Genomic DNA, 23,712 nt, shown 5'->3' on the forward strand with positions numbered 1-23,712 from the left:
GACCGCAGCGTCGATCGGCGACGCACGTGGGAACATCGAGGAGTGATCATCCTCTCGATCCAGTCCGCCGTCGCCTATGGTCACGTCGGCAACTCGGCCGCCGTCTTCCCCCTGCAGCGCATCGGTGTCGAGGTGGTGCCCGTGTACACGGTCAACTTCTCCAATCACACCGGCTACGGCGCCTGGCGCGGTCCCGTGATCAGCGCCGACGACGTCGCCGCGGTGCTCACCGGCATCGAGGAGCGCGGCGTGTTCCCCCGGATCGACGCCATCCTCTCGGGTTACCAGGGAAGCGCGGGCATCGCGGCTGTCATCGTCGACGCGGTAGCTCGCGTCAAGGCGGCGAACCCGGATGCCGTGTACTCCTGCGATCCCGTGATGGGCAACGCGAGGTCCGGGTGCTTCGTGGCTCCCGAGATCCCCGTGCTCCTGCGGGACGTGGTGGTTCCCGTGGCTGACATCATCACCCCCAACCAGTTCGAACTCGGCTACCTCACGGGCACCGAGCCCGACACCCTCGAGTCGACCCTCGCATCCGTCGACCTCGCGCGGGAGATGGGCCCGAGCACCGTCCTCGTCACGAGCGTCGAGCGCCCCGATCGGGAGGGCGGCACCATCGAGATGCTCGCGGTCGACGACGACGGCGCCTGGATCGTGCAGACTCCGCTGCTCCCGCTGAAGGCGAACGGATCGGGCGACGTGACCGCCGCCCTCTTCACCGCGCATCTGCGACGCAGCGGGGACGCAGCGGATGCGCTGGCCAGAACCGCTTCCAGCGTCTTCGACTTGCTCGCCCGCACGCACGAATCCGGCGACCGCGAACTGCGCCTGGTCGAGTCGCAGGAGTTCTACGCGGATCCGAGGATGCAGTTCACGGCGCGTCAGGTGCGCTGAGGGAACCGGCGTCCGCCGCACGCGGCCACGCGTCGGCGATCGCCTGCCGCGTCTCGCCCAGCAGTCGCGGGATCGCCTTGGTCTCCGCAATGATCGGGAAGAAGTTGGCATCCGTCGCCCAGCGCGGAACGACATGCTGGTGCAGGTGGTCGGCAACGCCCGCGCCCGCCACGCGACCCTGATTCATGCCGATGTTGAAGCCGTCGCATCCGGAGATCTCACGGATGACCCTCATGGCCGTCTGGGTCAGCGAAGCCATCTCCGCCACCTCCTCGGCCGTGGCGTCGTCGTAGAGGGCGACGTGGCGATACGGGCAGACGAGCAGGTGACCGCTGTTGTAGGGGAACAGGTTCAGCAGCGCGTACGCGAACTCGCCCCGCGCCACGATGAGGGCCTTCTCGTCGTCCATCTTCGGCGCAGCGCAGAACGGGCAGCTCTCCTCGTGCGGGCCGGGCCCGGCCTCGATGTAGACCATGCGATGCGGCGTCCACAGCCGCTGAAAGGCATCCGGAACCGCGGCGAAGTCCCCTGAGTGCTCGATCGGAACGCCGGGGAACTCTCCCCCGGGGTCCAGCGTCACAGTTCTCCGGCTGTCGTGACCTGCGCACGGCTGTCGATGACGGCTCGGATCCGCTCGATCGCCTGCGCGACGGGCACCCCGTTCTCGGTCGTCCCGTCGCGGAATCTGAACGACACCGCACCAGCCTCCCGGTCCTTCTCCCCCGCGATCAGCAGGAAGGGGACCCTCTGCAGGGTGTGGGTGCGGATCTTCTTCTGCATGCGGTCGTCGCTGAGATCCATCTCGGAACGGATGCCGGCGCCCTGCAACTGGCGCACCACGTCGGCGAGGTAGTCCGCGTACTCTTCCGCCACGGGGATGCCCACCACCTGCACCGGCGCGAGCCACACGGGGAAGGCGCCGGCGTAGTGCTCGGTGAGCACGCCGAAGAAGCGCTCGATGGAGCCGAACTTGGCCGAGTGGATCATCACGGGCTGTTGGTGACTGCCGTCCGATGCCGTGTACTCCAGGCCGAAGCCCTTCGGCTGGTTGAAGTCGTACTGGATCGTCGACATCTGCCAGGTGCGGCCGATGGCATCCCGCGCCTGCACGGAGATCTTCGGCCCGTAGAAGGCGGCGCCACCGGGATCGGGCACCAGCTCGAGGCCGGATCGCTCTGCGACATCGCGCAGCACCGACGTCGCGTTCTCCCACTCCTCGTCGGTTCCGATGAACTTGTCGGAACCGTCACGGGTGGACAGCTCGAGGTAGAAGTCCTCGAGGCCGAAGTCGCGCAGCAGTCCGAGCACGAAGTCCAGCAGGTGCTGGATCTCGCCCGGCGCCTGCTCGGGAGTCACGTAGCTGTGGGAGTCATCCTGGGTGAGGCCGCGCACGCGGGTGAGACCCTGTACGACGCCCGACTTCTCGTAGCGATAGACCGTGCCGAACTCGAAGAACCGCAGCGGGAGCTCGCGATAGGAGCGCGCTCGCGAGCGGTAGATGAGGTTCTGCATGGGACAGTTCATCGCCTTGAGGTAGTACTCGCTGTTCTCGAGCTCCATCGGCGGGAACATGGTGTCCTTGTAGTACGGCAGGTGGCCGCTCAACTCGAACACGTGGCCCTTGGTGATGTGCGGGGTCGATACGTACTGGAAGCCCTCCTCGATGTGACGGCGACGGACGTAGTCCTCCATCTCGCGCTTGATCACACCGCCCTTGGGGTGGAAGACGGGCAGGCCCGATCCGATCTCCTCGGGAAAGCTGAACAGGTCGAGTTCGGCGCCCAACTTGCGGTGGTCGCGGCGCGCGGCCTCCTCGAGCCGGAACTTGTAGTCCCGGAGTTCGTCCTTACTGGGCCATGCGGTGCCATAGATGCGCTGCAGCTGCTTGTTCTTCTCGCTGCCGCGCCAATACGCCGCTGCGACGCGCGTGAGTGAGAACCCGTTGCCGATCTGCCGGGTGCTCGGCAGGTGCGGGCCGCGGCACAGGTCCTTCCACACCGTCTCACCGGTCTTCGGGTCGACGTTGTCGTAGATGGTCAGCTCGCTGCCGCCCACCTCGACCGACTCGCTCTCCTCGAACTGCTCGGTGCCGCTCTCGTGACCCTTTAGCCCGATGAGCTCGAGCTTGTACGGCTCGTCAGCCAGTTCGGCGCGCGCTTCCTCATCCGTCACGACGCGGCGAACGAAGCGCTGACCGGAACGGATGATGCGCTCCATCGCCTTCTCAAGCGCCTTGAAGTCCTCCGTGCTGAACGGCTCCGCCACGTCGAAGTCGTAGTAGAAACCGTCGGTGATCGGCGGTCCGATGCCGAGCTTCGCGTCGGGATTGATCGATTGGACGGCCTGCGCCAGAACGTGGGCGGCACTGTGACGGAGGATGCTCAGCCCATCGGCGGAATCGATCGTCACGGGCTCGGCGGTGTCCTCATCCGTCACCGTGACCGCGAGGTCCTTCAACTCGCCGTTGACGCGCATCGCGACAACGGAACGGTCGGTGAACAGCTCGAAACCGTCGACCAATTCGATCCACTCCTTGGGGTTCTCGGGGATGCATCAAGCCTAGTCGGGCGGCCGCTGGCGCCCGGACTGGCCGAGGGTGCCGCCGGAGTGTTCAGGCGCGTCATCGCATCTGCAAGATAGCCGGCGTGCTTGCGCAAGATCCGACAGGCTCGTCTTGAATTTCGCAATAAGTGAATATTTCATAGATATTTCTTCGCATCCTCTTGTGTGGCTCGAAGAGTCGGTCCTATGGTCGGCACAGTCTCGGGTGCCCGGCGCCGCGAGTGTGCAATGACGTACACCTCCATGAGAAACGAGTCGACGATGACACGAGCACGGCCCACGACCGATGACGTCCGCCCCCGGACGAGATGGCGCACCGCCGCCACCATTGCGGCGAGCGCCGCCGTGACGGTGGCGATGACGATGACGGGAGCCGGCGCGGCGATCGCCGCCCAGCCGTCGGCGCCGCCCACTCCGGTCACCCGCGCAGCGATCTCCCCCGCACTCAGCGAGGGCCGCGGTGCGGCAGTGAACTTCGTCGAGCAGGAGGCCGAGAACGCCGTGACGACGGGAACCGCGGTCGGCCCGGACCGCACCGCCTACAGCTTGGCCGCCGAGGCCTCCGGCAGGCAGGCCGTCAGACTCACCGGCGGCCAGTACGTCGAGTTCACCCTCCCGAAGGCGGCCAACGCCATCAGCGTGCGCTACAGCATCCCCGACGCCGCGACGGGAGGCGGCATCACCTCGCCGCTGACGGTCTCGGTGAACGGAGGCGGCGCGCGCACGATGAACCTCACCTCCAAGTACTCCTGGCTCTACAACCAGTACCCGTTCAGCAACGACCCGAACGCCGGGCTGCTGCACGCGGACTGGTGGATCACCGAGTGCGGCTGCGTGCCGGCCGCCACGACGCCGACTCCGGTCATCTCGACTCCGTTCCGGCCGATGCACTTCTACGACGAGCAGCGCCTGCTCCTCGGCCGCACCTACCGAGCGGGCGACACCGTGCGACTCACGATGCCCGCCAACGCAGCAGCAGCGTGGACCATCATCGACCTGCTCGACTCGCAGCAGGTCGGACTGCCCACCGTCAAGCTGCTGGCATCCAACGTGCTCGCGTTCCACGCCGACCCGTTCGGCAAGCGCGATTCCGCGGACGCGTTCGACAAGGCGATCGCTTTCGCGAAGAGGCACCACCTCACTGTCTACGTCCCGCCGGGCGTCTACACGGTCGACCGTCACATCATCGTCGACGACGTCACGATCCAGGGCGCAGGCAACTGGTACACCGTCATCCGCGGAGACGAGGTCGCACTGGCCACCCCTGCCGCCGACGGCTCGGTGCACACCGGAGTCGGCTTCTACGGCAAGGATGCGGCCGATGGCGGAAGCCGCAACGTGCACCTGTCGGGCTTCACCATCCGCGGGGACGTTCGAGAGCGCATAGACACCGACCAGGTCAACGGCATCGGCGGCGCTCTCAGCGACTCGACCATCGACGGTCTCTACATCCAGCACACCAAGGTGGGCATCTGGTTGGACGGGCCGATGGACGGCCTGAAGGTCTCCAACACGACGATCGTCGACCAGATCGCCGACGGCGTGAACTTCCACACCGGCGTCACGAACTCCAGCGTCTCCAACTCCTTCATCCGCAACACCGGCGATGACGGCCTAGCGATGTGGAGCGAAGGGACCGCCGACGCGAACAACGTCTTCGACCACAACACCGTGCAGACGCCGACACTGGCCAACGGCATCGCCATCTACGGCGGCACCGACAACACGGTGTCGAACAACCTGGTCGCCGACCCCATCCGCGAGGGAAGCGGGCTGCACGTCGGATCGCGATTCGGCGCGACGGCCTTCACCGGCTCGCTCCACATCACGGACAACACCACCGTGCGTGCCGGTACCTACGAGTTGAACTGGAACATCGGGCTCGGCGCCATCTGGTTCTTCGCCCTCGAGAAGAACATCGATGCCGACATCGAAGTCACCGGTGACCACTACCTCGACAGCACCTACAACGCGATCATGGTGGTGGCGGACTGGCCGGTGAAGGATCTCTACTCCGTCACGAACCTGCACTTCCGAGACGTCCAGGTCGATGGGACGGGTACGTCGGTGCTGAGCGCGAGGGCTGCCGGTACGGCAACGTTCGACAACGTGGACGCCCGCAACGTCGGCGCCGTCGGCGTCAACAACTGCGGAACGTTCCACTTCACCCCCGCCGGCTCCGAGTTCTCGCTCAGCGGTTCCGGCAACGACGGTGGGGGCACGACGGGGCCGTGGTTCGCGTCGTGGGAGCTCCCCAACACCATCACCTGCGACGATCGACCCCCGGTGGTCGCGCCGCCCGCGCCGTCGCCGTGGATCCAGCCCTAGGCGACGGATGCGCGACGCGGGACTCCTCATCGGGGTCCCGCGTCGTCCGCGTCGGTCCGCCTCAGGTCAGATCGACGACGTCCGCGCCGGCAGCGTTCTTCTGCACGCTGGCGACTCCACCCTGTGCGGCGGACTTGGTGGTGTAACTCTCGGATGAGGCGATCGGTTCACCGTTCGCGGCCTTCAACCGCCAGCGGAACCCGCCTGATGCATCCTTGTAGATCTCGAATTTCGCGGCCACCTGCTGCTCCTTCCGATGAGTCGGGCGCACGCCCTGCGCCCAAGCTACTCGCGAGTCGCAGGCGGCGCACCCAGTCGGTAGAAGAGGAAGGGGATGGCCGACAGGACGCAGCTCACGGCCGGCACGATCGTGATGGCGACGAAGACCGTGTTCTGCATGGCGGGCGTTACGCTGACCCCGCTCTGATATCCGGCCATCACGACGAAGACACCGAAGACGAGGACGGCGAGCGCGTTCATGATCTTGGACGCGAAGGTCAATCCGGCGAAGGAGATGCCGTCGTTGCGCACCCCGAGCCGACGCTCGGCGTCGTCGACGGCATCGGCGATCATCGTCGCCTGCGCGACGAGGAAGACGCCGAGCGTCAGGCCGGTGAGGAAGATGAACACCAGGATCGCCACCAGGTTGGCGAAGCCGACGAGGTACATGCTCAGGTACAGCGCGGCGGCGATGAGCGAGCTGCTCACGACAAGCGTCCGTCCGCTGATGCGGCGCAACAGCAAGGGTGTCGTGAATGAGGAGATCACCATCCCCAGGATGATCGCGGCGCCGACGAGGGTGAACGTGCCCTCACTACCGTAGGCGATGACGACGAAGACCGCGCCGCCGGCCTGCACGATGAAACGTCCGAAGCCGAGGATCGAACCCGAGAGCACCATCAGGAGCGGCGTGTTCTTGAACAGCGTGGTGACGAGCTGACGGAGGGTCAGTCCGGTGGAGGCCGCGGATGTCGTCCGCTCCCGCGTGAAGAAGAAGGCCAGCAGGAACACCCCCATGCCGATCACCGACGTGAGCGCGACGGCCAGCGACCAACCGCTGGCGGTCGTGGCCGGCCCGGAGCTCAGCAGTCGAGCGAGCCACGGCATCCCGAGGGTCGACAGGCCGAGGGCGATCGCTCCGAACGCTCGCACCATCCCGATGACCCTCGTGCGCACGACGGGAGTGGTGAAGGCCGATCCGATCAGCCCCCAGAACGGCACGTCGCAGACCGTGTAGGCGAGACTCCACAGCACATAGCAGACGCCGAAGTACGCGATCTGCACGGGCTCGACGGCATCCGGCACCGAGAACAACAGCGCCGAGAGCACCGCGACCGGCGCCGCGGAGAACAGGATGTACGGCCGCAGCTTTCCCCATCGCGACCTGGTCATGTCGATGATGCTCCCCATCACCGGGTCGAGCACGGCGTCGATGATCTTCGACACCGTGATGATGACGGTTACCGCGGCGAGGCCCGCAGTGCTGACGCCGGCGTACTGCAGCAGGTACACGAGGATGAACGTCGACACCGTGGTGAGCACGAAGTTCTGACCGAACCCCGCCGTGATCACCGCGACGCTCTGCCGGTTCTGCGACGGGGACCGGGATGTCGTCGGAGTCTCGACCGCCGCCGTCATGATCGTGACCTCAGCAGGATCGTCTTGATCTCGAAGGCGCCGAAGGCGAGCGCGTCCAAGTCCACCTCGCCAATGGTCCGTTCCAGGAGGTCGGTCTCACTCGCCACGTCGTATGCCAGACCCACTCGCAGGGCGGTGGTGACCGGTCGGCCGAGGCTCTCGTAGAGCCGCAGCACGACGCCGTCGCCATCCTCCGCCCTCTTCACGGTCTCGACGATGACGCCGGGGTCGTCGACCGCCGCGAGAGAGTCGAAGCGGACGCCGTCGGCGATGCGCAGCGGATTATTCAGCCGGTAGCCCTCGCGCACGACCTTCGCGATGTCGCCGGTGTCGAACGGGCAGAACGCGTAGGTGAAGTGGTGAACCCCGCGATCGGCGGTCTTGTCGGGGAAGGTGGGGGCACGCAGCAGGTTGAGGCTCAGCAGGCCGTTCTTCGCCCGGTGGCCGTACTTGCTGTCATTGAGCAGTGCGAATCCCCCGCCGTCGTCCTCGGTTGCGATCCACTTGTGGGCGCAGACCTCGAACTGCGCCTTCTCGACCGAGTCGCGCTCGGTCGTCACGCGCTCGATGTGCCCGAACTGGATCTCGCAGCGCACCGTCTCCGCGTAGTGCACGGGCCTGAACTCGGCGCGCAGCATCCGATGCTTCTCCTGCCAGTCGACCTCGGTCTCGAATCGAACCACGTCGCTGCCCGCTTCCAGCACGACGCGTTGGTCGACGCTGACGGTGCGCCCTCGGTACACCTGCCGACGCACCGCCCGGGCTCCGTCGACGGATCGCTCGACGTCGGTGACCGCCAGTGCGCGGGGGGCCTTGTCGACGTACTCGGGCTTGATGTCCCACGCGTTGAACGGCCACACGTAGGGGTCCTCGTAGACCACGACCCGATTGAGACCGCCCGCGGAGTGCTCGTTGCCTTCCCGGTCGGTGCACGAGACGATCTCGCCGTCGAGACCGAAGCGGAGGGTCAGGATGCCATTGCTGAGCGTGTCGCCGGCCGACTCGAGGCCATCGACCTCGTCCTCGGGCACGAGCGCCGCTGCGGCGTATGGCGGAACGACGGCGCGGAACAGGGATCCGTCGAAGGTCACAAGCTCGTCGCGCGGAAAGCTGGTGAGGTTGACCGCGGCCGGCCCGTCGCCGGATCCGGGCACCCTGTCGATCAATTTCTCCGCGTACTCGTCGAGCGCCGCTTCGACCCGTTGGTAGCTCGCGATCGCCTCCCGGTTGACTCTGGCGATCGAGGATCCGGGGAGGATGTCGTGGAACTGGTTGAGCAGCACCGTGCGCCAGTGCTCTGCGAGCCGCTCGCGGCTGTCGTCGTCGAGCACCACCGCGAGCGCCTCCACCTCGTGCAGCTTCCGCTCGACGAGTCGGTTGTGCCGCTTGATCTGGGCTTGGGTGGTGTACGTGCCCTGGTGGGTCTCGAGGTAGAGCTCACCGACGTGGGTGTGCGAGACGTCCAGCCGTTCGAGACCACGGAAGAACGCGCCGGCCGTCGAGTACGTGACCTGCGGAAGACCGCGCAGACTGTGCTCGCGGCGGATGATCTCGTGGTGGATCTCGTTGGGCCCACCGCCGCCGTCGCCCGAGCCGTAGACGAGCAGCGCGGTGTCGAGGGCGCGTTCCGGGTACTTCGCCAAGACCGTGAGCAGGTTGTCAGCGGCTCCGCGGCTGTTGTAGTCGCCCTCCGGCGGCATGTGGACGAGAACGGTGGATCCGTCGATGCCCTCCCAGTGGAAGGTCCGGTGGGGAAAGTCGTTGACCTTGTTCCACGCGAGCTTGATGGTCTGGAACCACTCCATCCCGCTCTTGCGCAGGATCTGGGGCAAATTACCGTTGTAGCCGAACGTGTCGGGCAGCCAGCACAGTCGCAGCTGCTCGTCGCTCAGGCCAAACTCGTCCTGGATGAACCGGCGCCCGACGAGCGCCTGCCGCACGAGGGACTCCCCCGACGGGAGGTTCGTGTCGGGTTCCACCCAGAACGAGCCCTGGATCTCCATTCGCCCCGCGGTGACGGCACCCTTCATCCGGTCGAACAGAGCCGGATGGTCCGCCTTCATCCATGCCATCTGCTGGGGCTGGCTCGTGCCGTAGATGTAGTCGGACGACGTCTCGATCGCGTTCAGCGCGCGAACATAGGTGCGCGCGGATTTGCGATGCGTCTCGCGGAGGGGCCACAGCCACGCCATGTCGAGGTGTCCGTGGCCGACGGCGCTGTAGACGAAGTCGCTCGTCGATGGGGCGGACAGCGTGGCGGAGAGTGCAGCACGAGCGCCGATGACGTCCCCCTTGCCGAAGCGGGCGAACGACACACCGAGCGATCGACGCACGTCGGCCTCGAGCGCCGAATCCTCCGTCGCGCCCGCCAAGACGAGGAGCGTGAGGTAGTCGTAGTAGAGCTCGTAGACCTCATCGCTCCGGGTGGCCAGCTGGGCACCGTGATAGACCGCGCGGCCCCATTCGTAGAGGATCCATCCGTTGTAGGTGACGTCGGCGAACACGTCGACTCGCCCGGCTGAGAGGTCGACATTGCGCACCGGACGGTACTTCCCACCGCTGTGCGGCAGGTCGCCCTGCTGGAACACGGTGCTCACCGAGTCGAGCAGCTCCCCGGCCGGCGAGTACATCAGTCCCTCGCCACGGATGCCCAGGAGGACGATCGGGTTCCGGATGCCGGCAGGCACCTCACCCGTGATGTGCAGCCACGCGCAGTCGAAGACGTCCCCCCACGCCGTTCCCGGTCGCAGCGGGGAGAACGCGGCGCTGTCGACCTGGTCGAAGGGGATCGGCTCGGGCGAGCGGAGGATCTGCGCGTCCAACTTAGCGACGGCCGTGTAGATGCCACGACGGATGCGCATGAGTCGGCGGTACTCGGCCGGTTGCTGCGCGCGGAGGCCGAACAACCACGCCGCGAACCCGGTGATTGCTGCCATCGTTCCCCCGGCGTTCGTTCGCCACTGCCGATGCCGCGGCGGTGCGGGATCGGTTCGAGTGGCGGCTCGTTTCCGCGAGTCTAGGTTATGACAACGTCATCGGCTGATGCGGTGGGGGCCGTCCCCGATCCGCCGATCCTCGCGCGTGAATACTGTGCCGCCATGACAACTACAACCAAGGCCGACGTCTTCGAGCGATTCGGCAGAAGCCACATCGAGGTCGCCGACTTCGAGTCGGACGTGACGGTCGAAGACTGGGCGCAGCTGTACCGCACGAACACGATCAATCTCGGTCCGCTGTTCTTCTCCCCGTTCGCCGAAGTCTCACCGTCGAAGCTGAAGGCGGCCGCCCACACCGACACCAACCTCATCCAACCGTCCGTGGTCATCACCGACACGACGGGCACCCCGTACGCCGGCCTGGACATGCGTGACACGCCTGCGCGGCAACCGGCCGTCTCGGTGCACTTCCTGCCGAGCGACTTCGGGATCACGGGCGTCGGAAACTACGTCTTCCGGTTCTACGTCGAATCCACCTCGTCGATCACCCTCAAGGCGAGTGGACTCACCTTCCTTCAGGGCGTGACCGTCCAGGGTCTCGGATCCTCGAGTGGCTCAGGCCAACGCACTATCTCGGTGACCTACCTGAACCTGCCGCCGGGCCAGCCGGTGACCGCCGACATCACGCAGACCGCCGGCGAGCAGTGGGCGTGGTACCGCACGAGCATCGGGCATCCGCCACTCATCTTCACGCCGTAGGCGATGCCTTCGATCATTCGACGCTTCGTCGTGGGGTCTCTGACGGCCGCGCACTAATATTGCTTGCTCCAGCGAATAGTTGCGTAATGCGACTAGGGTGCACGTAACCCCCCAACCTGTTCGGGTCAGCGAGGGTGGGCCAGGTCCCGCGGCGCTAGTTGCAAGTGCACAGCCTCGGGGCCGCTTCACGTCTAGGACTACCGTCGAACTATCGTGGCGACTAACGTCGAGGGTGCTCTCGACCCGGCGAATGCCCCTCGCCATCTGGTCGTCAGCGTTCCAGGGAGACCGTACGGTCTGGCTTCCTCCTACGACCCGAAGGTAGGAGGAAGCCATCTCACCAGGGGTGGCGTCGAATCGTTGCCAGCCGCCATGTGAACAGGACAATGCCGTATACCCCAATGGCTACGACCGCCCATGCCAACGGCGTCATTGACGAAGCAATCAGGATGCCCAGGACGATTGCTGCGACGCTGATCACGAGCCCGTAGACCGACGAGCCGAGTCGCCAGCCGCGCCGTTTTGAGAGCTGCTCAACTGCTTGATACCAGTCCGGACTCTCCACCTTCGTGTAGTCGGTCTGTTCCGGTTCGTTGGTCATGCGCTAAGTATGGGACACACGGGTGCTGATTGAGTTCACTTGATTCGGTTTACCGCTGACGCCCACACCCAAGCGCGGCGAACGGCACCATTACGCGTTGTGAACTCGATGTTAACGGCGCGTGCCGTCCACGCAATTGGCCTACCCCGCACCTTCATGGGAGCTTGCGGGAATCGCACCCACGCCTCGACTGGCACTGGGCTGTCAACCTCGGGCCGCTCGTCACCCACCTCGAGCTTGCTTAAGGAGATCGGCTGAAGACGGGTCACGGACTCGTTGATAGCGTCCGTGCTCACGTCACTGCCGTAGCGTCGGTTCGAAATCAGGCATAGAACATATGTTCGATCTCGTGCGGGGGCAATTCGATCTAACCGCTTCACTACTTCGGGATGACGACTATCCCGACAGCTCCTGCGAACAGGACGATGACGCCGGTCGCCGTCATGGGCCATCCGAGAACGGGCGAGCCGTGACCAACCGCCGTCATTCCGAAACCCATCAGGAGGCATCCCCCGAACGCAAGCTGCACCCAGAACCCTCGTCGCTGATACCACTTCACATCTGCGAGCATCGCATACCTGCGCCAAGCGGTAGCGTTCACGCATGACGTGGATTAAAGCCCACATGCTCGAGTGCTACCTCGCGCTTGCTGTCCTCTGGGCCGGGTACTTCGCGTACAACCTATGGCAGGTATCGAATGGCGAGCATCGCTTGTTCCCGCTCGTCTGCAGCGGAGTCGCACTCGCGTGTTCGATCTTCTTGGTGACACTTTTCGCGCGAGAGCGATCAAAGAAAAACATCAAGTGAGCTGACAAGAGCTTGATGAGCCCACATTCGGGGCACTCCTACACGATTGTTGACGAACGCTCTGCCGGCTCCATTGCGATAAGGCAGCGGGGATAGTTGGGAAGATCCAGCTCGCCGTAGTGGTCAGATACGGCTATTCAGCAGACCTCTCTCGATGTCGGGCCACGCCGCGTACATGGCGTCGAAGTCTGCCGCGATTTTGACGAAGGTCGCCACATCCACACCGTGAGCCTTCTTGAATCGACGGTTGACGAGCGCGCTTCGGGTGAGCGTTGGGTCTCGGTCTATGTCAAGGAACCAAGTGGTGAGATCAGAATGCAAGACGTAATTCCTGGTTTCCAACGCGGTCGCTGTATGCCCCAGCCATTCAAGAGCCGCCGTCTCGCATTGTGTAGGTTCGCCAGGCAGAGTCTTGCGAGCATCCTTCTTAAGATCACTCACCGACCGTTTAGCCAAGTCGATGGAATCACGCGACAGAATCGCCGCGAGTCTGTAGGCGACCGCCTCAAGGCGAATGGCGGCCCACGTCATTCCACCCAGCGCGGCCGTGGTGTCCGCGTCGGGATATGGAATCGGATCCCACGGAGCCATGCGGCGACTCTACGCGTCGTCAGTCGTCGTTGGTCACGAGCGTGATCGGGATACCCGTGCCCACCGAAATCAAGACGGTACCGGGCACGCCTCGCTGGTCGAACGAGAAGATCCGAGGCCCAAATGGCATTCTCCCTTGATCGAGATCTTCGAGCCGCGACGCGTCGCCGTCCGAGATCTCGTACTCAAGTTGGTCATACATCAACGTAAATGCCATGACGTCACCTACATATTCACGGATATCCCACGAGGGTATGCGGGCAAAGAAAAACCCCCGGTCATCCGGGGGTTCTTGCTGGTGGGCGATACTGGGATCGAACCAGTGACCTCTTCCGTGTCAGGGAAGCGCGCTACCGCTGCGCCAATCGCCCAAGGCTGAAGAACTTTATCAGCTTGGAGGTGGATACGGGATTCGAACCCGTGTATACGGCTTTGCAGGCCGCTGCCTCGCCTCTCGGCCAATCCACCGTGCGGGTTCACTCCATGTGAAGAGGATCGGGCTTTCGCCCGACCCTGTTCGAGCGGATGACGAGATTCGAACTCGCGACCCTCACCTTGGCAAGGTGATGCGCTACCACTGCGCCACATCCGCGTTGCGCGCTTTTCTGCGTGCTCAATGACAATAACCGAAAGGTCATGGCATCGCCAAACCGGCCCAGACCGGGCGTGTCCTCCGTGAGCAAGCCTCGATCCGTCGATGTGCGCCGCGCCCACGCCGTCGGCTAGTATCGGTAACCACGGCGCGCAGGCGTCCGCACGGGCGATTGGCGCAGTTGGTAGCGCGCTTCCTTCACACGGAAGAGGTCATCGGTTCGAGTCCGGTATCGCCCACCAGAGAACATCGTCCGCCATGCGAATGAGCGTGTCGACGTGTCAGACGTGTCCGATGCCGAAGTTCCACGGGGCGAAGACCACCGAGCCCTCGTGCTGGTACAGATTCTGTCCGGTGACCGAGTTGGAGTTCGAGTACGGGCTGCCCGGGAGCTGATCGCCGATCGGGGCGCCGTGCTCGGCCTGAATCTGGTTGAAGTCCGCGTCCTCGTTGAACGGCTCATTCATGTACTTCGCGAGCCAGCGGAGGTCGTCTCCGGGTTTGAAGCCCTGTATGGTCGCGACGGTGATGGCGCGAGGTCCCAGTTGCGGCTTCGTGAAGGTGACGGCAACGTTCATGTCCGACACCCCTCCGTCCCGCTCGTGGTCATCCGCCAATTCGAATCCGTCCCAGGTGTACATCGTCGTCGGGGACGACTCCATGCCCCCGGGATTCTCTGTGATGGCCGGCTCCGCCTTCATGAGCGACGTGAACATACCGACGAATTGCTCTGCGCTCGCGTCGTACGAAATCGTCTCGACTTCCGCACCGTTCGTGTCCATGAGCTGCAGCATCTCGGGTCGGACCACGATCGAGGTGATCGTGTCACGCGCCTGGTCGTCGGCCGCGCGCGGCACCTCGGATGAGGTCGGCGAGCCCGTGGGCTTCGCGGATCTCGAGGCATCAGCCGTCGGAGTCGGGGACGGTGCCGCGCAGCCGGCGAGCAGGGCGGCCAAAGCGAGTGCAGACGCCGTCGCGATGGCGACCGACCTCTTCGACATATCTCTCCTCATCTGAACGGATCGTGTTGACGCGAGCGCACCGTCGCGGTCATCAGCGCCAGCCATACCTCGAGCGCAGAGCTGACGCTACCTGCTCGAACCGCTTGCGGTCGAGCCGCGAGGCCTCGCGTCGCACGCCGGCAGTGCTGACGCGGAAGACGCGGTCGAGGATGACCCAGCTCGGTCGTCCCTCGCGATCCCACGGCCCCGCACCCAGAGAGAGGTAGTCCGCGCCGTCGTGGTGCTTGCTGGTCAGCTGAACGGCCAGGAACCCGCTTGGCGCTGTCGCGACGATGACGACCGGACGATCCTTTCCGCGACCGTCGTTCTCCTCGTACGGCACCCACGTCCAGACAATCTCGCCCGGGTCGGGCTGACCGTTCGGCGTCGGCGCGTAGCTGAGGCTAACCGCACGCATTCCGCGTGGGTCGACCTCCACCGTGCCGCTCGTGCCGCCATGCCCGGTCGAGGTGTCGGCGCGGGGGCTCGGCGACGTGCGCGTGCTGAACAGGGCGGAGATCACACGACGGATGCCCGAGCCGAGCGACGATGAGGCCATCAGCGCAGCCTACTGGCACGAAGAAGAGCGGCGAGGAGATCCTCGCCGCTCTTCGTGTCGCCGGTTCCGGACGACCTCTTGTTACACCGTCTCGAGCGCGTAGCCCTCTTCGCCGTGGACCATCGTGTCGACGCCGGCCACCTCGTCCTCGTTGGTGATGCGGAAGCCCATCGTCTTCTGGATGATCCAGCCGATGGCGAACGCCAGCACGAACGAGTAGACCATCACGGCCAAGGCGCCCAGAGCCTGCACACCGAGCTGCGCGAAGCTGCCGCCGTAGAGGAGGCTTGAGAAGGGCTTGCTCGCGTCGCCGTCGATGTGGGTGAGACCGAAGAAGCCGATGTAGAGCGTTCCGATGATTCCGCCGACGAGGTGGATGCCCACGACATCGAGCGAGTCATCGAAGCCCAGGCGGAACTTCAGGTCGATGGCCAGGCAGCAGATCGCTCCCGTGACGACGCCGAGGATGATCGCCCAGAACGGAGTGAGGGCGTTACAGGCCGGGGTGATGGCGACCAGACCCGCGACGGCACCAGATGCGGCACCGATGGCGGTCGGCTTGCCATCCTTGAGCTTCTCCACGACCAGCCAGCCGAGCGTTGCGGCGGCCGGAGCTGCGAGGGTGTTGATCCACGCGATCGCCGCGACGCCGTCGACAGCCGCCTCGGAGCCGGCGTTGAACCCGAACCAGCCGAACCAGAGCAGAGCGGCGCCGAGGAGCGTCAGCGGGACATTGTGCGGCTTCGCCATGCCCTTCTGGAAGCCGATGCGCTTACCCAGCACGAGGGCGAGGGCTAGGCCTGCTGCTCCCGCGTTGATGTGCACGGCGGTACCACCCGCGAAGTCGTTCACGTGGAGGATCGAGGCGATCCAGCCGTCCTTGAGGTTGAACACCCAGTAGCAGACGGGGAAGTACACGACTGTGACCCAGATGGCCGCGAACACCATCCAGGCACCGAACTTCGCTCGGTCGGCGATGGCTCCCGAGATGAGCGCGACGGTGATGATGGCGAAGGTCGCCTGGAATCCCGCGAACGCCAGTCCGCCCAGATCCGGCGTCAGTCCGTCCTTGCCCATCAGGCTGGTGAGGCCCAAGTCAGGAGTGCCCAGCACGTGAGGGATGAGCGGCGTTCCGAATGCGAGCCCGTATCCGTAGAGCACCCAGAGAACAGCGACGACCGCGATCGCGCCGAAGCTCATCATCATCATGCTGATGACGCTCTTCGCCTTGACCATGCCGCCGTAGAAGAAGGCGACACCGGGCGTCATCAGGAGCACGAGGGCGGCGGCGACGAGCAGCCACAACGAATTGACGTTGGTGGCCGCGTCATAGGCGGCTGCGTGTATCAACATTGAATTGGTCTTCCTCTCGGTATGTGCAGAAGACACCATCGCTGCCGGGGGCCGGGTCCGCGCGGTGTAGACGCCAGTTTTGACGCGCCACGTTTCGCCGGAGAGGTTCGCTTGTTTCGTGCCTGTTACGGGCGATGCGCCCGTGTAAACATCGTGTTTCCCGCTACCGGGAGTTGCCTACGAGTGATCCCACATGAGTCGCGGATGGGTCGAGTCGACCTCTAGTCGTGCGGCGGCAGCTCACCCGTGGTCAGCGCTATGAGGCGTGAGGTGGACCGCAGGTACTTCTTGCGGTAGCCGCCGGCGAGCATCTCGTCGTCGAAGACGTCACTGAGGGGATGCCCACTCGCGAGCACCGGAATCTCGGCGTCGTAGACGCGGTCGATGAAGGCGACGAGGCGCAGGGCATCCGTCTGATTGTGCAGGACGTGCGCGTCGCGGATCGCGATCACGTCGAGGTCCGCGACGACCTTGACGTACTTGGAGGGGTGGACCGTCGCGAGATGTTCCATGAGAGCGTCGAAGTCGTCGCACGAGACCCGCTCGCCGCGTTCGGCGAGGGAGGTCACCATCCGGTCCAGGCCGGCATCGTCCACCGCCACCGCGGAACCCTCGATGTCGCGTCGCCGATAGTCGAGGCCGTCGATGCGGAGGGTGCGGAAGTTCGCCGAGAGCGCCTGGATCTCGCGGAGGAAGTCGGATGCCGCGAAGCGACCCTCGCCGAGGGCGTTCGGCGGCGTGTTCGACGTGGCCGCCACCATCGTCCCCGTCGCCATCAGCTCGCCGAGGAGCCGCGTCATGAGCATGGTGTCGCCCGGATCGTCGAGCTCGAACTCGTCGATGCAGATGAGTCCGGTGCCCGTGAGGAGCTTCACCGTCTGCGCATAGCCGAGAGCACCGACCAGGGCGGTGTATTCGATGAACGTGCCGAAGTACTTGCGGCCGGGAGCCTCGTGCCACAGGGCGGCGAGCAAGTGGGTCTTGCCCACTCCGAACCCGCCGTCGAGGTAGATGCCGGGCAGGCTCGCCTTCGGCTTGCGATTGCGCGAGAAGAAGCCACCGGGACGCTGGGCGCGCCACACGCCGGCGAACTCGTGCAGCGCGGCGACCGCCTCGGCCTGTGACGGATAGTCGGGGTCTGGGCGGTAGGACTCGAAACTCGCGTGAGCGAACTGAGCGGGCGGCACCAGCTCGGCGGTCATCTCGGCGCCACTGATGCTCGGCGAGCGATCGGTCAAGCGGATGACGGGGAGTGCCGCGGGCATGGCGTCCTGTTCTGTTTCTCCGGATTGCACCACGCGCTCATGTCGCACGGGCAGCGCGTAGGGTCGATAGCTGACGATCAACCAGCCTAACCGGCCGCTCACCGCGGGCTCGACGGGCTTCATCTGGAGGTAACCGTGACCATCGCCACCGACGACGCGTCGAAGTTCTCGGAGTACGCCCACCCCGAGCGTCTCGTCTCGACCGGGTGGCTCGCCGACCACCTCGGCGACGCGGGACTTGTCGTCGTCGAGTCGGATGAGGACGTGCTCCTCTACGAGACCGGTCACATTCCCGGCGCGGTGAAGATCGACTGGCACACCGACTTGAACGACCCCGTCCAGCGCGACTACGTCGACGGCGCCGGGTTCGCGAAGCTCCTCTCCGAGAAGGGCATCTCTCGCGAGAGCACCGTCGTGATCTACGGCGACAAGAACAACTGGTGGGCCGCCTATGCGCTCTGGGTGTTCACGTTGTTCGGCCACGAGGATGTGCGCCTGCTCGACGGTGGCCGCGACCTCTGGATCGCCGAGGGTCGCGAGCTGACCACGGATCCGCCGCATCCGACGCCTGCCGACTACCCCACCGTGGAACGCGACGACACGACCGTCCGCGCGTTCAAGGAGGACGTCCTCGCCCACTTCGGGCATCCGCTCATCGACGTCCGCTCGCCCGAGGAATACTCCGGCGAGCGCACGCACATGCCCGCCTACCCCGACGAGGGCGCTCTGCGCGGAGGCCACATCCCCTCTGCTGCCTCGGTGCCGTGGGCCCGAGCCGCCGCTCCGGACGCGACCTTCAAGTCCCGGGACGAGCTCGACGCCATCTACCTCGACGATGCCGGACTCACCGCCGGCGACGACGTCATCGCCTACTGCCGCATCGGCGAGCGCTCCAGCCACACCTGGTTCGTGCTGACCCACTTGCTCGGCTTCGAGAACGTGCGCAACTACGACGGATCGTGGACGGAATGGGGAAGCGCCGTCCGCGTGCCGATCGCGACGGGGTCGGAGCCCGGCGAGGCTCCCACCCCGCGATCCTGAGCAGCCGCGCGGTGGGAGAATGGTGGGGATGACCGATCCGACCCTGCCCGCCCAGCTCGCCGATATCCGTGACGAGTTCCTCGAACTCGAGGTGCGCGAGCGCCTGCAACTGCTCCTGGAGTTCTCCAACGAGCTGCCGGAGCTGCCCGAGCGCTACAGCGAGCACCCCGACCTCTTCGAGCAGGTCGTGGAGTGCCAGTCCCCCGTCTTCATCTTCGTCGAGGTGGACGACGACGACCGGGTCCACCTCTTCGCCACGGCGCCACGTGAGGCGCCCACGACGCGCGGGTTCGCGTCCATCCTGGCTCAAGGGCTCGACGGGCTCAGCGTCGATGAGGTGCTGGGCGTCCCCGCTGACTTCCCGCTGACGATCGGTCTCACCGAGGCGGTCTCACCGCTCCGCATCCGCGGAATGACCGCCCTGCTCGGCAGAGCCCAGCGTCAAGTGAGGGAGCGCGTCTCCGTCTGAGATCGCTCGGCGATCCATGCCGTCACCGTGCCATCCCAGCGTTCGGGGTCGACGTTCCACAGCTTGGCGTGGCGCGCGCCGGTCCACTCGACGAAGGTGACCAGATCGGGCCGCAGCTCCGCGAGAGCCCGCGAAGCCGTGCCGGGGACGAAGCCGTCGTCGTCGCTGTGCATCACGAGCATCGGAATGTGAAGGGAAGAGGCCTGTGCCAGCACGTCGAGCGCCGCGAAGTCGATCGGCTCACCCAGGCCGGTGATGCGCCTGCCCCACCCGTTGCCGAGCGAACCGACGACGCCGCGTGTGATCGCGTCGGGAAGGTGGTTGAGCTTGCCCTGGAAATCGAGGATGTCGCGCCAATCGATGGCCGGTGAATCGAGCACGATGCCTGCCACCCGCTCACCCGTGGCGCCGCGGAGGACGGTCTGCAGGATGATCGAGCCGCCCATCGACCATCCCATCAACACGATCTCGCGTGCGCCCTCCTCCTCCGCATAGCGAATGGCGGCCTCCACATCACGCCACTCGGTCGTGCCGAGCCCGTAGCGGCCGTCGGCCGACTCTGGTGCTTCGCCATCGTTGCGGTAGGAGATGAGCAGGCTGGTGTACCCCGCTGCGTGGAAAGCCGGCGCGGCCCGAAGGCCTTCGTGGCGTCGGACGGACCAGCCATGGACCATGATCGCCCAGCGGCCGTCGTCCTCCGACGCCGGGATCCGCCAGGCAGGGGCAGGGCCCAGGTCCGTCTCGACGGTAACGTCCTCGTAATCGAGGCCGAGCTCCCACGGGCCGACGTAGAACCACCCGCTGATTCGTCCACGGGTCGCCTCGTCGATATCACCGAAGTCCACGCCGATCAGTTCGCGCGTCACGGTGCGTGCCGAGCTCGTCACGATGGGTCCGACACGCGCGTGGCCGTCGCCGCCGTCGAACCAGAGGCTGTACCGCCCGGGCATGCTGGCGTCGTCATCGGCACCGAGGGTGACCGTGCCGGCCGCCGGGTCGATCGAACGGATGCGCTGCCGCTCGGGGGCCGTACGCGGTGGCACCACGATGGTGCGGGCGAAGCGCGTGACGATCGCGAGGGCGCCGAACACGGACAACACCGTGGCGGCGAACGCGCCAAGGGCGGCGAGTAGCAGACCGAGCCTGCGGACGCCCGGATGCTCGTCCTTCGCCATGCCCGCTCCCCCCTCACCCGCTGCGTCGGCGTGCCGTACGGGTGGCGTCGGGGAATGACTCTAGTCTGCACACGTGTCAGAAACGCGAGCGGGCCAGACTCCGCCGGAGTTCGCCGAGGCGCTCGAAGCCGTTCGCCGCGCTTCGACGCGCGACGAGCTCGTGGTGACCGAGATCGCTGCTCCCACCGGCCTCGCGCCCTACGCCGTCGCCCTCGCTGCGGACGTCTCGCCCTCCCGGCATGGAGGCGACTCCGAGCTGGGAACGGGCCGGTTCGTGCTGCTGTTCGATCCCGAGGGACAGGACTCGTGGAACGGGCGGTTCCGGGTGGTCTGCTTCGCCCAAGCGCCCCTGGAGACGGACATCGGACTCGATCCCTTCCTCGCCGAGGTCACCTGGTCGTGGCTCATCGACGCGCTCGACGCGCGTGGAGCCCAGTACACGGCGGCATCCGGGACCGCCACCAAGATCCTCTCGTCGGGTTTCGGCGAACTCGCCCGGCAGGGCGACGGCGCACAGATCGAACTGCGCGCGTCGTGGACGCCGCAGGAGTCCGATGTGACCGCCCACGTCGAGGGATGGAGCGAGTTGCTCTGCATGCTCGCCGGACTGCCGCCGGCTGCTCCGGGAGTGACCTCGATCCGGTCCCGGCGGTCTCGCTCGTGACGCGTCACGTCATCGCGACGCGTGCCGAGTACCTCGACGCCGTGAAGGCCATCAGCGAGGGCGACGGCCCGATCGCCGTCGACGCGGAGCGGGCCAGCGGATTCCGTTACTCGCAGCGCGCCTACCTCATCCAGGTGTTCCGTCGGGGTTCGGGCGTCTTCCTGTTCGACCCACCGCCCATCGGCGAGTTCTCCGAACTCCAGGCGGCCATCGGCCAGACCGAGTGGGTCCTCCACGCCGCGAGCCAGGACCTCACCTGCCTGCGCGAAGTGGGGCTCGACCCCGTGCTCATCTTCGACACCGAGCTGGCCGCGCGGCTGCTCGGCCTGCCCCGCGTCGGTCTCGGCACGGTCGTCGAGGACCTCCTCGGCATCCATCTGGCCAAGGAGCACTCCGCGGCCGACTGGTCGACACGTCCGTTGCCCGAGTCCTGGCTCGAGTACGCCGCCCTCGACGTGGAGCTGCTGGTGGATCTCCGAGACCGCATGGAGGAGCTCCTCGTCGAACAGGGCAAGCACCTCATCGCCGACGAGGAGTTCAACGCCGTGCTGGAGCGCGACCTCGTTCCCGTGCGGGCCGAGCCGTGGCGGCGACTCTCCGGCCTCCATTCCCTTCGCGGGTCGCGCAGTCTCGCTGTCGCCCGCGAACTGTGGCTGGCTCGGGACCAGCTGGCACAGGAGCGCGACGTGGCCCCCGGTCGCCTTGTCCCCGACGCCTCGCTCCTCTCGGTGGCGCGAGCGATGCCGGACAGCAAGCGCGCCCTCGCCGACCTGAAGACGTTCACCGGCCGCGCGAGCCGTTCGGAGCTCGACCGCTGGTGGAAGGCGACGGAGGCGGGCGAGACGACCGATGACCTGCCGGCTTCCCGCGTCCCGAGTGACGCCCTCCCCCCGCCCCGCGCGTGGGCGGATCGCAACCCCGAAGCGGATGCGCGGTTGAAGGGCGCTCGCGTGGCCGTCGGCGCTGTCGCGGACTACCTGAGCATGCCGCTCGAGAACCTGCTGACGCCCGAGTTCCTGCGGCGAGTGGCCTGGAACCCGCCGGAAGCGCTGGACTCCGCGTCCATCGGCGAAGCGCTCGTCGCGCTGGGGGCCCGACCCTGGCAGGTTGCGGCAACCGCACAGGTGATCAGCGATGCCTTTGTCGAAGCCCACCAACCGGCCTCCGAGTCCGCGGAGGGCGATTCGTAGGTTCCGGCAACCGGATCGGATCGTCCAAACGCGCTGTTTAGGATCGTGGGAGACCTGATCCGATTGTGGAGGCATTGTGGCCGAGAGAGCTGATGTCGTGTTCGTCGACGGGGTACGCACCCCGTTCGGACGTGCCGGCGAAAAGGGCATGTACTGGAACACCCGAGCGGACGACCTGGTCGTCAAGGCCATGGTCGGCCTGCTCGAGCGCAACCCCAACCTGCCCAAGGACCGTGTGGACGAGGTGGCCATCGCCGCCACGACGCAGCAGGGAGACCAGGGGCTCACGCTCGGACGCACCGCAGCGATTCTCGCCGGTCTGCCGATGAGCGTTCCCGGGTATGCCATCGACCGCATGTGCGCCGGCGCGATGACCGCCGTGACGACGGCCGGCTCCGGCATCGCGTTCGGCCAGTACGACGTCGTCATCGCCGGCGGAGTCGAGCACATGGGCCGCCACCCCATGGGTGAGGGCGCCGACCCCAACCCGCGGTTCCTCTCGGAGAAGCTCGTCGCCATGGACGCGCTCAACATGGGCAACACCGCCGAGCGACTGCATGACCGCTTCCCCGCGCTCACGAAGGAGCGCTCCGACCGGTTCGGCATGCGCAGCCAGCAGAAGGTCGCCGCCGCCTACGCTTCGGGCGACATCCAGCCCGATCTCGTTCCCATCTCGCTGCGCAGCGAAGCCGGATGGGGCCTGGCCACCGAGGACGAGGGCATGCGGCCCGCCACCACGATGGAGGGGCTCGCCACCCTCAAGACACCGTTCCGCCCGCACGGCCGGGTGAGCGCGGGCAATGCCTCTCCGCTGACGGATGGTGCCACCGCCTCGATCCTCGCCTCGTCCGTCGCGGCGAAGGAACTCGGACTCACCACAAAGATGCGCATGGTCAGCTTCGGCTTCGCCGGCGTCGAGCCCGAGGTGATGGGCATCGGCCCCATCCCGTCCACGGAGCGCGCCCTGAGGAACGCCGGACTGAGCATCGAGGACATCGGCCTGTTCGAACTGAACGAGGCATTCGCCGTGCAGGTGCTCTCCTTCCTCGACCACTTCGGCATCGCCGACGAAGACCCCCGCGTCAACCAGTGGGGCGGGGCGATCGCCATCGGTCACCCGCTCGCCGCGAGCGGAGTGCGCCTCATGACGCAGTTGGCCCGCCAGTTCGAGCAGCACCCCGAGGTGCGGTACGGCCTGACCGCCATGTGCGTCGGCCTCGGCCAGGGCGGCAGCGTCATCTGGGAGAACCCCCACCACAAGAAGTACGGAAAGGGCCGCTGAGCCGA

Annotated in this window: 22 protein-coding genes and 4 tRNA genes; 10 read left to right on the plus strand and 16 right to left on the minus strand. The window is 66.1% G+C overall.

Annotated features, from left to right (window positions below; translation table 11 throughout):
* Positions 1-42 precede the first annotated feature (42 nt).
* The gene (pdxY, locus tag E6C70_RS04550; protein WP_136422662.1) at positions 43-894 is read left to right on the plus strand and encodes a pyridoxal kinase PdxY; all 852 of its coding nucleotides are present in this window, start codon (positions 43-45) and stop codon (positions 892-894) included.
* Here the strand turns inward: pdxY and E6C70_RS04555 are convergent.
* Positions 872-1,468 (minus strand): HIT family protein, encoded by a 597-nt coding sequence (locus E6C70_RS04555; RefSeq protein WP_235833320.1) that lies wholly within the window; start codon positions 1,466-1,468, stop codon positions 872-874. The two genes, pdxY and E6C70_RS04555, sit on opposite strands and share 23 nt — an antisense overlap.
* Before the next feature lie 2 nt (positions 1,469-1,470).
* Positions 1,471-3,369, minus strand: a complete 1,899-nt coding sequence (gene thrS, locus E6C70_RS04560; protein ID WP_235833321.1) for a threonine--tRNA ligase — start codon at positions 3,367-3,369, stop codon at positions 1,471-1,473.
* Positions 3,370-3,717: 348 nt separating this feature from the next.
* Here thrS and E6C70_RS04565 point away from each other — a divergent pair, with 348 nt between their 5' ends.
* Positions 3,718-5,784 carry a glycosyl hydrolase family 28-related protein gene (locus E6C70_RS04565; protein WP_136422667.1) on the plus strand — a complete coding sequence of 689 codons (2,067 nt, stop codon included), beginning with the start codon at positions 3,718-3,720 and terminating at the stop codon, positions 5,782-5,784.
* A 61-nt stretch (positions 5,785-5,845) separates the two neighbouring features.
* On the opposite strand, the gene E6C70_RS04570 is transcribed toward E6C70_RS04565, so the two are convergent.
* The 3 genes from E6C70_RS04570 to E6C70_RS04580 are packed head-to-tail and all read right to left on the minus strand — an operon-like array spanning position 5,846 to position 10,358.
* On the minus strand, positions 5,846-6,025 hold the full coding sequence (locus E6C70_RS04570; RefSeq protein ID WP_136422669.1) for a YegP family protein: 180 nt from the start codon (positions 6,023-6,025) through the stop codon (positions 5,846-5,848).
* A gap of 44 nt (positions 6,026-6,069) precedes the next feature.
* Positions 6,070-7,422: an MFS transporter gene (locus E6C70_RS04575; RefSeq protein WP_136422670.1), complete on the minus strand. Its 1,353-nt coding sequence runs from the start codon at positions 7,420-7,422 to the stop codon at positions 6,070-6,072.
* Positions 7,419-10,358, minus strand: coding sequence for an alpha-mannosidase (locus E6C70_RS04580; RefSeq protein ID WP_136422672.1), 2,940 nt, complete (start codon positions 10,356-10,358; stop codon positions 7,419-7,421). Before E6C70_RS04580 ends, E6C70_RS04575 begins: the two co-directional genes overlap by 4 nt.
* A gap of 162 nt (positions 10,359-10,520) precedes the next feature.
* Between E6C70_RS04580 and E6C70_RS04585 the strand changes: the two genes are divergently transcribed.
* Positions 10,521-11,117, plus strand: a complete 597-nt coding sequence (locus E6C70_RS04585) for a hypothetical protein (RefSeq protein WP_136422674.1) — start codon at positions 10,521-10,523, stop codon at positions 11,115-11,117.
* 337 nt (positions 11,118-11,454) lie between these two features.
* Here the strand turns inward: E6C70_RS04585 and E6C70_RS04590 are convergent, their stop codons facing one another.
* The 6 genes from E6C70_RS04590 to E6C70_RS04615 form a co-directional block, all read right to left on the minus strand.
* Positions 11,455-11,718 carry a hypothetical protein gene (locus E6C70_RS04590; protein ID WP_136422676.1) on the minus strand — a complete coding sequence of 88 codons (264 nt, stop codon included), beginning with the start codon at positions 11,716-11,718 and terminating at the stop codon, positions 11,455-11,457.
* A gap of 930 nt (positions 11,719-12,648) precedes the next feature.
* Positions 12,649-13,116: a hypothetical protein gene (locus tag E6C70_RS04595; RefSeq protein WP_136422678.1), complete on the minus strand. Its 468-nt coding sequence runs from the start codon at positions 13,114-13,116 to the stop codon at positions 12,649-12,651.
* A 19-nt stretch (positions 13,117-13,135) separates the two neighbouring features.
* Entirely contained in the window at positions 13,136-13,333 is a 198-nt protein-coding gene (locus E6C70_RS04600; RefSeq protein WP_136422680.1) for a hypothetical protein, read from the minus strand.
* A 79-nt stretch (positions 13,334-13,412) separates the two neighbouring features.
* Positions 13,413-13,487 (minus strand) — tRNA-Val (locus tag E6C70_RS04605).
* Positions 13,488-13,510: 23 nt separating this feature from the next.
* A tRNA-Cys gene (locus tag E6C70_RS04610) sits at positions 13,511-13,584 on the minus strand.
* Between the two features lie 52 nt (positions 13,585-13,636).
* Positions 13,637-13,708 (minus strand) — tRNA-Gly (locus E6C70_RS04615).
* A gap of 166 nt (positions 13,709-13,874) precedes the next feature.
* Here E6C70_RS04615 and E6C70_RS04620 point away from each other — a divergent pair.
* Positions 13,875-13,950, plus strand: a tRNA-Val gene (locus E6C70_RS04620).
* A gap of 39 nt (positions 13,951-13,989) precedes the next feature.
* Here E6C70_RS04620 and E6C70_RS04625 read toward each other — a convergent pair.
* Complete coding sequence (locus E6C70_RS04625) at positions 13,990-14,490, minus strand: hypothetical protein (protein ID WP_136422681.1); 501 nt, start codon at positions 14,488-14,490, stop codon at positions 13,990-13,992.
* Here E6C70_RS04625 and E6C70_RS04630 point away from each other — a divergent pair.
* Positions 14,489-14,725, plus strand: a complete 237-nt coding sequence (locus E6C70_RS04630; protein ID WP_136422682.1) for a hypothetical protein — start codon at positions 14,489-14,491, stop codon at positions 14,723-14,725. The genes E6C70_RS04625 and E6C70_RS04630 overlap by 2 nt on opposite strands.
* Before the next feature lie 36 nt (positions 14,726-14,761).
* Here E6C70_RS04630 and E6C70_RS04635 read toward each other — a convergent pair whose 3' ends face one another.
* From E6C70_RS04635 to zapE, 3 genes are all read right to left on the minus strand, one after another.
* Positions 14,762-15,268, minus strand: coding sequence for a type II toxin-antitoxin system PemK/MazF family toxin (locus E6C70_RS04635; protein ID WP_136422683.1), 507 nt, complete (start codon positions 15,266-15,268; stop codon positions 14,762-14,764).
* 81 nt (positions 15,269-15,349) lie between these two features.
* Positions 15,350-16,621, minus strand: a complete 1,272-nt coding sequence (locus E6C70_RS04640) for an ammonium transporter (RefSeq protein WP_136422684.1) — start codon at positions 16,619-16,621, stop codon at positions 15,350-15,352.
* Positions 16,622-16,842: 221 nt separating this feature from the next.
* Positions 16,843-17,886, minus strand: a complete 1,044-nt coding sequence (gene zapE / locus E6C70_RS04645; protein ID WP_136423740.1) for a cell division protein ZapE — start codon at positions 17,884-17,886, stop codon at positions 16,843-16,845.
* A 135-nt stretch (positions 17,887-18,021) separates the two neighbouring features.
* On the opposite strand from zapE, the gene E6C70_RS04650 reads away from it, so the two are divergent.
* Positions 18,022-18,927, plus strand: coding sequence for a sulfurtransferase (locus tag E6C70_RS04650; RefSeq protein ID WP_136422685.1), 906 nt, complete (start codon positions 18,022-18,024; stop codon positions 18,925-18,927).
* Positions 18,928-18,955: 28 nt separating this feature from the next.
* Positions 18,956-19,396 carry a SufE family protein gene (locus E6C70_RS04655; protein ID WP_136422686.1) on the plus strand — a complete coding sequence of 147 codons (441 nt, stop codon included), beginning with the start codon at positions 18,956-18,958 and terminating at the stop codon, positions 19,394-19,396.
* On the opposite strand, the gene E6C70_RS04660 is transcribed toward E6C70_RS04655, so the two are convergent.
* Positions 19,369-20,571 (minus strand): alpha/beta hydrolase, encoded by a 1,203-nt coding sequence (locus E6C70_RS04660; RefSeq protein WP_136422687.1) that lies wholly within the window; start codon positions 20,569-20,571, stop codon positions 19,369-19,371. The two genes, E6C70_RS04655 and E6C70_RS04660, sit on opposite strands and share 28 nt — an antisense overlap.
* A gap of 73 nt (positions 20,572-20,644) precedes the next feature.
* On the opposite strand from E6C70_RS04660, the gene E6C70_RS04665 reads away from it, so the two are divergent.
* The 3 genes from E6C70_RS04665 (at position 20,645) to E6C70_RS04675 (ending at position 23,707) form a co-directional block, all read left to right on the plus strand.
* Positions 20,645-21,235, plus strand: coding sequence for a DUF3000 domain-containing protein (locus E6C70_RS04665; protein WP_136422688.1), 591 nt, complete (start codon positions 20,645-20,647; stop codon positions 21,233-21,235).
* The gene (locus tag E6C70_RS04670) at positions 21,232-22,425 is read left to right on the plus strand and encodes an HRDC domain-containing protein (protein ID WP_235833269.1); all 1,194 of its coding nucleotides are present in this window, start codon (positions 21,232-21,234) and stop codon (positions 22,423-22,425) included. Before E6C70_RS04665 ends, E6C70_RS04670 begins: the two co-directional genes overlap by 4 nt.
* Positions 22,426-22,501: 76 nt before the next feature.
* On the plus strand, positions 22,502-23,707 hold the full coding sequence (locus E6C70_RS04675; RefSeq protein ID WP_136422691.1) for a thiolase family protein: 1,206 nt from the start codon (positions 22,502-22,504) through the stop codon (positions 23,705-23,707).
* The last annotated feature ends 5 nt before the right edge of the window (positions 23,708-23,712 follow it).

This window comes from Orlajensenia flava, from assembly GCF_004801905.1.
Classification (GTDB): Bacteria; Actinomycetota; Actinomycetes; order Actinomycetales; family Microbacteriaceae; genus Orlajensenia; species Orlajensenia flava.

Coding starts and splice junctions, on each gene's coding strand:
- thrS (WP_235833321.1), bottom strand. CDS start 3,369: ATGCGCGTCAACGGCGAGTTGAAGGACCTCGCGGTCACGGTGACGGAT.
- E6C70_RS04565 (WP_136422667.1), top strand. CDS start 3,718: ATGACACGAGCACGGCCCACGACCGATGACGTCCGCCCCCGGACGAGA.
- E6C70_RS04575 (WP_136422670.1), bottom strand. CDS start 7,422: ATGACGGCGGCGGTCGAGACTCCGACGACATCCCGGTCCCCGTCGCAG.
- E6C70_RS04580 (WP_136422672.1), bottom strand. CDS start 10,358: ATGGCAGCAATCACCGGGTTCGCGGCGTGGTTGTTCGGCCTCCGCGCG.
- E6C70_RS04585 (WP_136422674.1), top strand. CDS start 10,521: ATGACAACTACAACCAAGGCCGACGTCTTCGAGCGATTCGGCAGAAGC.
- E6C70_RS04590 (WP_136422676.1), bottom strand. CDS start 11,718: ATGACCAACGAACCGGAACAGACCGACTACACGAAGGTGGAGAGTCCG.
- E6C70_RS04595 (WP_136422678.1), bottom strand. CDS start 13,116: ATGGCTCCGTGGGATCCGATTCCATATCCCGACGCGGACACCACGGCC.
- E6C70_RS04600 (WP_136422680.1), bottom strand. CDS start 13,333: ATGGCATTTACGTTGATGTATGACCAACTTGAGTACGAGATCTCGGAC.
- E6C70_RS04630 (WP_136422682.1), top strand. CDS start 14,489: ATGAGCTGCAGCATCTCGGGTCGGACCACGATCGAGGTGATCGTGTCA.
- E6C70_RS04625 (WP_136422681.1), bottom strand. CDS start 14,490: ATGGACACGAACGGTGCGGAAGTCGAGACGATTTCGTACGACGCGAGC.
- E6C70_RS04635 (WP_136422683.1), bottom strand. CDS start 15,268: ATGGCCTCATCGTCGCTCGGCTCGGGCATCCGTCGTGTGATCTCCGCC.
- E6C70_RS04640 (WP_136422684.1), bottom strand. CDS start 16,621: ATGTTGATACACGCAGCCGCCTATGACGCGGCCACCAACGTCAATTCG.
- zapE (WP_136423740.1), bottom strand. CDS start 17,886: ATGCCCGCGGCACTCCCCGTCATCCGCTTGACCGATCGCTCGCCGAGC.
- E6C70_RS04655 (WP_136422686.1), top strand. CDS start 18,956: ATGACCGATCCGACCCTGCCCGCCCAGCTCGCCGATATCCGTGACGAG.
- E6C70_RS04660 (WP_136422687.1), bottom strand. CDS start 20,571: ATGGCGAAGGACGAGCATCCGGGCGTCCGCAGGCTCGGTCTGCTACTC.